Origin of the sequence: Streptomyces sp. NPDC050546 (genome assembly GCF_044457425.1) — a bacterium.
In the GTDB taxonomy this organism is placed as follows: Bacteria; Actinomycetota; Actinomycetes; order Streptomycetales; family Streptomycetaceae; genus Streptomyces.
Window position 1 is genome coordinate 56,958 of sequence record NZ_JBITGX010000023.1, and the last position, 7,262, is coordinate 64,219.

A 7,262-nucleotide genomic window follows, 5' to 3' on the forward strand; every position below is an offset into this window, starting at 1 on the left:
GTCGTCACCGGTTCAGCGCCGCGTCGAGGGTGATGGCCGCGTCGATGAGCGCCAGGTGCGTGAACGCCTGCGGGAAGTTGCCGAGCTGGCGGCCCGTCAGGGCGATCTCCTCGGAGTACAGGCCGAGATGGTTGGTGTACCCGAGCATCTTCTCCAGGACGAGCCTGGCCTGGTCCGCCCGGCCGGCCCGGGCGAGCGCGTCGACGTACATGAAGGTGCACAGCGAGAAGGTGCCCTCGGAGCCGCGCAGCCCGTCGGGCGAGGCCTCGGGGTTGTACCGGTACACCAGGCTGTCGGTGACCAGCTCCTGCTCCATCGCGTCCAGCGTGGACGACCACAACGGGTCGTCCGGGGTGATGAAGCCGACCGTCGGCATGCGGAGCAGCGAGGAGTCGAGCACCTCGCTGCCGTAGTGCTGGACGAAGGCCGCGCGCGACTCGTTCCAGCCCTGGGCCATGACCTGCTGGTAGAGGGCGTCTCGCGCCTCGCTCCAGCGTCGGGCCGCGGCCGGACGGCCGGTGGCTTCCCCGAGCCGCAGTGCGCGGTCGAAGGCGACCCATGACATCACGCGGCCGTAGGTGAAGTGCTGACGGCCGCCGCGGGTCTCCCACAGGCCTTCCTCGGCCTGGTCCCAGTGGTCCGCCAGCCAGTCGAGGACGGCGAGCAGCTCGGTCCACTCCCGGTGCCCCGGGTGGATCCCGTGCCGGTGGGCGAAGTAGATGCTGTCCAGCGCCTCGCCGTAGATGTCCAGCTGGAGCTGGGTGGCGGCGCCGTTCCCGATGCGTACGGGCGACGAACCCTCGTAGCCCTCCCAGTGGTCCAGGGTCTCCTCCTTCAGCTCGGAGGAGCCGTCGACCGCGTACATGATGTTCAGCGGCCCGGAGCTGCCGTCACCTCCGGCCCGTTCCTTGATCCGCTCGCCGAGCCACGCGATGAACGCCTGCGCCTCCTCCGTGAAACCCATGCCCAGCAGGGCGTACACGGAGAAGGAGGCGTCCCGGATCCAGGTGAACCGGTAGTCCCAGTTGCGCTCGCCGCCCAGTTGTTCGGGCAGCCCTGTCGTGGGGGCGGCCACCACGGCGCCCGTGGGGGCGTAGGTCATGAGCTTCAGGGTGATGGCGGAGCGTTCCACCGCCTCGCGCCAGCGGCCCGAGTAGCGCGACTTGCTCAGCCAGGACCGCCAGTGCCGGATGGCGTCGTCGAAGATCTGCTGGAACTCGGTGAGCCGGATCTCCCTGGGCGGCCCGTCGGCGGCGGACTCCAGGACCAGTCCGCGCTGCTGCCCCGCTCGCAGGCTGAGCGTGAGGTGCAGGTCGTTGTCCACGGTGAGGGAGTTCAGCAGGCGCTCGTCGTCCGGTTCCCGGACCGCGTGCACCGTCAGGTTCGTCCCGTCCGAGACGAACACCGCCCCGCGCTCGGTGACGTGCAGCTCGTGCGGCTTGCGTCCGTAGTCGAAGCGGGGCGCGATGTCGATCTCGAAGGTCATGCTGCCGCGCACACAGCGGATCATGCGGACCAGCCGGTGGCGCGGGGTGGCCGTCGTGCCGGTCACCGGCATGAAGTCGACCACCTCACCCGCGCCCGCCTCGGTCATGAAGCGGGTCACCAGGATCGCCGTGTCGGGAAGGTACAGCTGCTTGGTCGCGTACGCCGCCTGAGCCGGCCTGACCGTGCAGTGGCCGCCGTCGTCCTTGTCCAGCAGGGCGCCGAACACGCTCGGCGAGTCGAAGCGCGGACAGCAGAACCAGTCGACCGTCCCGTCGGTGGTCACCAGCGCCGCGGTCTGCAGATCACCGATCAGACCGTGGTTCTCGATCAGCGGGTACTCATCCATCGCGGAGCCCCTTCCGACGTGCACCGTCACCCGGGCAGCGGCCCCCCGACCAGCGTAAGCCGGGGACGGGCAACCGTCCTCCCGGCACTCCTCGGCCCCTCCTCACGAGCACGCCCACGCCCGCCAGGAGCCGGGCCATGCCGAGGATGTACTGACGGCAAGTCAGACCGGCGCGGTGCGAAGGCCCGGGAAGAGGGTGTGTGCGCTCTCGTGGACGATCGCCATGGCTTCCTGGCCGTTCAGCCGGTCCCTCTCGTCGAGCGCGGGCACGGTGGCGCCCAGCTGCTCGGCGAGTCCGAGGTAGCCGTGGAACAAGGCCGTGGCCAGCGGGCTGAGCGGCGCGTCCGGCGGGACCAGGGCCTGGTCGAACCCGGGAACCGGCCGGGCGACGACATCGGGCCAGTCCTGCGGGTCGCGCGGCCGGTCGAGGCTCAGGACGGGGGCGAGGTCGGGGGCGTCGGCATCCCGGGCCGTGAGAGGGCGGCCGAGGTTCCAGCGTTCGCGAAGTGTGCGGATGACCGACGTGTGGTGGTGGACACCGTTGACGACGGTCCGGGCGGGCACCCAGGCGGAGATCGCGATCGCGGGCAGGCGGACGCCGAGCCGGTCGAAGGTGAAGCCCAGCTGCCCGGGCGGCGCGCCGGGGTCCGGGGCGACGGCGGCGGGCGGGGGTACGTGGTCGTAGGTGCCGCCGTGCTCGTCGAAGACGACCATCAGCAGCGTGTTGTACGCGTTGGACCCGTCGGGCGAGGCCGACGAACGCACGGCGTCGTACACCTCGGCCAGCAGTGCCTCGCCGCCCAGCAGGGACGAGGGGGCGTCGAAGGGGATCCCCTGAAGCAGTGCGGCTTCCGGAGGGTGCATGTCGTTGTGGCCGTGCCACAGGTTGGGCTCGATGAACGAGTAGGCCGGCAGCGTGCCGGCGGCGGCGTCCTCCAGGAAGCGGTCCGTGGTGACGAAGTGTGTGGCGAACCGCTCGCGCAGCCGCGGTCCGTGGATCAGCCCGGTGAAGGGGAGCGGGCTCGGTGCGTCCACGTACACCCGCCACGTCAGCCCACTGGCCTCCAGCCGCTCGAACACGGTCTCCGCGGTGTTCCGCAACGGGAACGTGCGGTACGGCGCGTTGACGACGAAGCCCGACGAACTCGCGGCGTGGAAGAACGAGCGGTTGGTGAAGGTCTGCGAGGGCACCTCTGCGAACCAGTGGTCGAAGGTGGCGAAACCGCGTGCCAGCGAGGACAGCACAGGCATCTGCTCGGGGGTGTACCCGGCCATGATCTGCGCGTACTCGTGGTACGTCGGCCGGCGGCCCAGCTCCGCCCGGAACGCGCTGATGTAGTCGGCGACGAACCCGTCCATCGTCGGCGCACGCCCGGGCGCTGGCGCGTTGAACGGGGCGGCCATCTTCTCGGCCAGGACCCCCCGGTTGCCGTCGGGGTCGATCACACCGAACAGCTGGGTGTTGATGTGCTGGTACTCCTCGCCCGGATCCGGGTTCGGCGTGTCCATCGTCTCGGCGACCCCGAAAGGCACCGACCGCCGGCCCGAGCGGTCCTCGGCCCAGTCGGGGACGGGGTTCGACAGGTCCTTGCCGAGGACACCTTCGAAGGAGGCGACCTCGCCCGGCTGGTACAGCTGCCCGAGCAGAGTGTCGAACGACCGGTTCTCGAACATGAGTACGACCATGTGGTCCAACGCGTTGCTACGTCCGGTGGTGGACACGCCGGCCTCCGATCCGGGCGTCTGTCACTCGCCCTGAGGAGTCGATTCCACTCTTGGGCAGCCCGGCAAAGGTGTCAAAGCGAGGCCGCGGCCGGCCCGGGCGGGTCCACAGAAGCCCGAGGCGCCGACGACGCCCTGATCAACCGCTCAGTGCAGCCGGTCGGTGGGCTCCGTCGTCTGGACGGGAGTGGCTGCCAGGCTGGCGAGGAGCTTGAGGCGCTCTTCGGAGGTGCTGCCCGGCTCGGCGGTGTAGAGGCTCAGGTCGTGCGCGGCTCGCCGCGAGACGGGCAGGTCCAGAGACTGGTAGGTCAGCTCCAGCAGGCCGACCTCGGGGTGTTCCAGCCGCTTGACGCCCTCGTGGCGGATACGGACGTCGTGTGCGGCCCACATGGTGCGGAAGTCGGCGCTGAGCGTGGACAGCTCACCGATCAGCTCGCGAAGGGCCCGGTCATGCGGTTCACGGCCGGCCTCGGCACGCAGCAACGCGACGGTGGCGGCGGCGCCGGCGTCCCAGTCGACGAAGAAGTCCTGTGAGCCCGGGTCGAGGAAGTGGTAGCGGGCGAAGTTCGGACGGCCGCGCTTGTCGGTGGTGCGGCTGTCGAACATCGGCGCGTGCAGGGCCCGGGCGAGCGCGTTGTGGGCGATGACGTCCAGGCGGCCGTTGCGTACGAAGGCGGCGGACATCGTGATGGAGCCGAGCATCCACTGGATGCGGGGCGGGACTTCGACGTCCTTGCGGCGGGAGGGAGTGCGGCGGGCGGGCCGGGCGGCGCGGGCCAGGTCGAACAGGTAGGTGCGTTCGTCCTCGTCCAGCTGCAGGGCATGGGCGACCGCGGCCAGCACGTCTTCGGACACGCCGCTGATGTGGCCCTTCTCGAGGCGGGTGTACCACTCGGTACTGACGCCTGCGAGGACGGCGACCTCCTCACGCCGCAGCCCCGGCACCCGGCGGCGGACACCGGTCGGCAGCCCGGCCTGCCCCGGGGTGATCTTGGCGCGCCGGCTGGCGAGGAAGTCCCGGATCTCCGTGCGGTGGTCGCTGCTGTCCTGCATGCGTACCACCGTAGCCATCCGCTGCCGTGGAGGGAGGTCGAGCTTGTACCCCCTATAAACCCGACCTTCCTCAAGGGTGGGGCGACGGGTTCTCTGGGAGACGTACCCCGATCACGACCCACACGGAGATGAACCTTGAGTACGCGAGGAGCGACCCTCCACGCCCCCGTCGAAGCACGGACCGAGCAGCCTCACCAGGCACCTCGGGCCAGGCTTCCCCTCGTCGTCCACGTGCTCGCGCTGGGCACGTTCCTGATGGGCACCACCGAGTTCATCGTGGCCGGCCTGCTGCCCGAGATCGCCGGCGACCTCCAGGTCAGCGTCGCCCAAACCGGCCTGATGATCACCGTCTTCGCGGTCGGGATGATCGTCGGCGCCCCTCTGATGGCGATGCTGACCCTGCGGCTGCCCAAGCGGCTGACGCTGATGCTCGCCCTGGGCGTCTTCGCCGCCGGGCACGCCATCGTCGCCCTCGGCTCGGACTTCACCCTGGTCCTGGCGGCACGGTTCCTGACCGCGATCGCCACCGGCGCGTTCTGGGCCGTGGCCAATGTGGCCGCCGCACGCGCCGCGGGCCCCGCGGCGAGCTCCCGCGCCCTGGGACTGGTCGGCGCAGGCGCCATGCTCGCCAACGTCGTCGGCGTGCCGGTGGGCGCGTTCGCCGGACAGCTCATGGGCTGGCGCGGCCCCTTCTGGGCGCTCGCGGCCCTCTCCGCGGCGTCCATCGCGCTCATCGCCCGCACCGTCCCCCACGACGGCGGCGACCAGCAGGCGGTGTCGATCCGCTCCGAACTGACCGCTCTGCGCTCCGGCCGCCTGTGGCTGGTCCTGGCGGCCTGCGCCACCACGACCGGCGGTGTCCTGGCGGCGTACTCCTACATCTCGCCGCTGCTGACCGACCGGTCGGGCATCGCGTCCGGGATCGTGCCGCTCGTCCTGGTCGGCTTCGGCCTCGGCGCGCTGGCCGGCTCCCTCGTCGGAGGCCGTCTGGGAGACCGCCGCCCGCACACGGTGACCCTCGTGGCCGCCGCGGGAGCGACCCTCCTGCTCCTGGCGATCTCCCTGCTGGCCGGCTACGCCGTGCCCACCGTCATCCTGGTCGCCCTGCTGGGCTTCTTCGGCCTCGGCGCCAACCCGGTGCTGATGTCCCTGGCCGTCCGCTTCGCACGCCAGGCTCCCGTCCTGGCCTCCGCCCTGACCGTCTCGGCGTTCAACCTCGGCACCGCCGTCGGCTCCTGGATCGCCGGCCTCACCCTCGACTCACCGCTCGGGACGACCGGCCCCGCCGTGGTCGGCACCGCCATCGCCGCCCTCACCCTGATCCCCACCACCGCCACCGCGCTCCTCCAGCGCCGCCGCGCGGCAGCAGCGGTATAGGCCACCGCCACCACGCCACGGACGCCTGGCACTCCACGCGGCATCGAGAACGGGCTGGCCGACCCCACACCACCCCCATCCATCACGCACTACCTGGAAACGGAGCACCACTCATGCGCGCAACACTCCTCTACGGCGCCGGCGACGTCCGCGTCGAGAACGTCCCCGACCCCGTCATCAAGCACCCCACCGACGCGCTGGTCCGGATCACCGCCTCCTGCGTCTGCGGCAGCGACCTGTGGCCCTACGCCTCTCACAAGCCGGAGGACGGCCCCGCCCGGATGGGCCACGAGTTCATCGGCATCGTCGAGGACACCGGCCCGGAGGTGACCACCGTCAAGCCCGGCGACCTGGTCGTCGCGCCCTTCGCCATCTCCGACAACACCTGCGAGTTCTGCCGCGAGGGCCTGCACACCTCCTGTGCCCACGCCCACGCCAACTTCTGGGACGGCGAAGCCGAGGAGGGCGGCCAGGCCGAAGCGGTCCGCGTCCCCCTCGCCGACGGCACCCTCGTCAAGCTCCCCGTCGCCCCGGACTCCGCCCTCGTCCCGTCCCTGCTGACCCTCTCGGACGTCCTCGGCACCGGCCACCACGCCGCCGTGGCGGGCGGTGTCAGCGAGCGCACCCGCGTGACCGTGATCGGCGACGGCGCGGTCGGCCTGCTCGCCGTCCTCTCGGCCAAGCGGCTCGGCGCCGAACAGATCATCCTGATGGGCCGCCACCAGGCGCGCACCGACCTCGGCCGCGAGTTCGGCGCCACCGACGTCGTCTCCGCACGTGGCGACGAAGGCATCGCCCAGGTACGGGAGTTGACCGATGGACACGGCACGCACGTGGTCCTGGAGTGCGTCGGCAACCTGCCCGCCTACGAACAGTCCATCGGCATCGTCCGCCCGGGCGGCGTCATCAGCCGCGTCGGCGTGCCCCAGTACGAGGAGGCACCGATCGGCTTCGGCAGCCTCTTCCGCCACAACATCCGCCTCGCCGGCGGCCCCGCACCGGTGCGCGCCTACATCGAGGAACTGATGCCCGACATCCTCGACGGCACCATCGAGCCCGGCAAGGTCTTCGACGCCACCACCAGCCTCGACGGCGTCCCGGCCGGCTACCGGGACATGGCCGACCGCAAGACCCTCAAGGTCCTCGTCAAGCCCTGACGAGCGGTGAGGTGTACTGGCCTGATCACGGCGAAGACCTCCGTGGGGGGGGGCCGGGCGGGGGGGGCCCCCCCCCCCCGGGGGGGGGGCCCCCCCGGGGGGCCGGGGGTGGGGGGGTT

At 71.3% G+C, this 7,262-nt stretch carries 5 protein-coding genes; 2 read left to right on the forward strand and 3 right to left on the reverse strand.

The genetic code is table 11. From position 1 onward, the window contains the following. Nucleotides 1-4: 4 nt before the first annotated feature. The 3 genes from ACIBK5_RS38885 to ACIBK5_RS38895 form a co-directional block, all read right to left on the reverse strand. Nucleotides 5-1,834 carry a glycoside hydrolase family 15 protein gene (locus tag ACIBK5_RS38885; protein ID WP_399027433.1) on the reverse strand — a complete coding sequence of 610 codons (1,830 nt, stop codon included), beginning with the start codon at nt 1,832-1,834 and terminating at the stop codon, nt 5-7. Nucleotides 1,835-1,996: 162 nt separating this feature from the next. Next, a complete protein-coding gene (locus ACIBK5_RS38890; RefSeq protein WP_399027435.1) occupies nt 1,997-3,556 on the reverse strand; it encodes an alkaline phosphatase family protein in 1,560 nt (519 codons plus the stop codon). Nucleotides 3,557-3,703: 147 nt separating this feature from the next. Then, a complete protein-coding gene (locus tag ACIBK5_RS38895) occupies nt 3,704-4,609 on the reverse strand; it encodes a helix-turn-helix transcriptional regulator (protein WP_399027437.1) in 906 nt (301 codons plus the stop codon). A 135-nt stretch (nt 4,610-4,744) separates the two neighbouring features. Between ACIBK5_RS38895 and ACIBK5_RS38900 the strand changes: the two genes are divergently transcribed. Then, on the forward strand, nt 4,745-5,986 hold the full coding sequence (locus ACIBK5_RS38900; protein ID WP_399027439.1) for an MFS transporter: 1,242 nt from the start codon (nt 4,745-4,747) through the stop codon (nt 5,984-5,986). Nucleotides 5,987-6,099: 113 nt separating this feature from the next. Beyond that, nucleotides 6,100-7,143 (forward strand): zinc-dependent alcohol dehydrogenase family protein, encoded by a 1,044-nt coding sequence (locus ACIBK5_RS38905; protein ID WP_399027441.1) that lies wholly within the window; start codon nt 6,100-6,102, stop codon nt 7,141-7,143. The last annotated feature ends 119 nt before the right edge of the window (nt 7,144-7,262 follow it).

Excerpts from the sequence above, each read along its gene's own strand:
- ACIBK5_RS38905 (WP_399027441.1), top strand. The coding sequence starts at position 6,100 with ATGCGCGCAACACTCCTCTACGGCGCCGGCGACGTCCGCGTCGAGAAC.
- ACIBK5_RS38895 (WP_399027437.1), bottom strand. The coding sequence starts at position 4,609 with ATGCAGGACAGCAGCGACCACCGCACGGAGATCCGGGACTTCCTCGCC.
- ACIBK5_RS38885 (WP_399027433.1), bottom strand. The coding sequence starts at position 1,834 with ATGGATGAGTACCCGCTGATCGAGAACCACGGTCTGATCGGTGATCTG.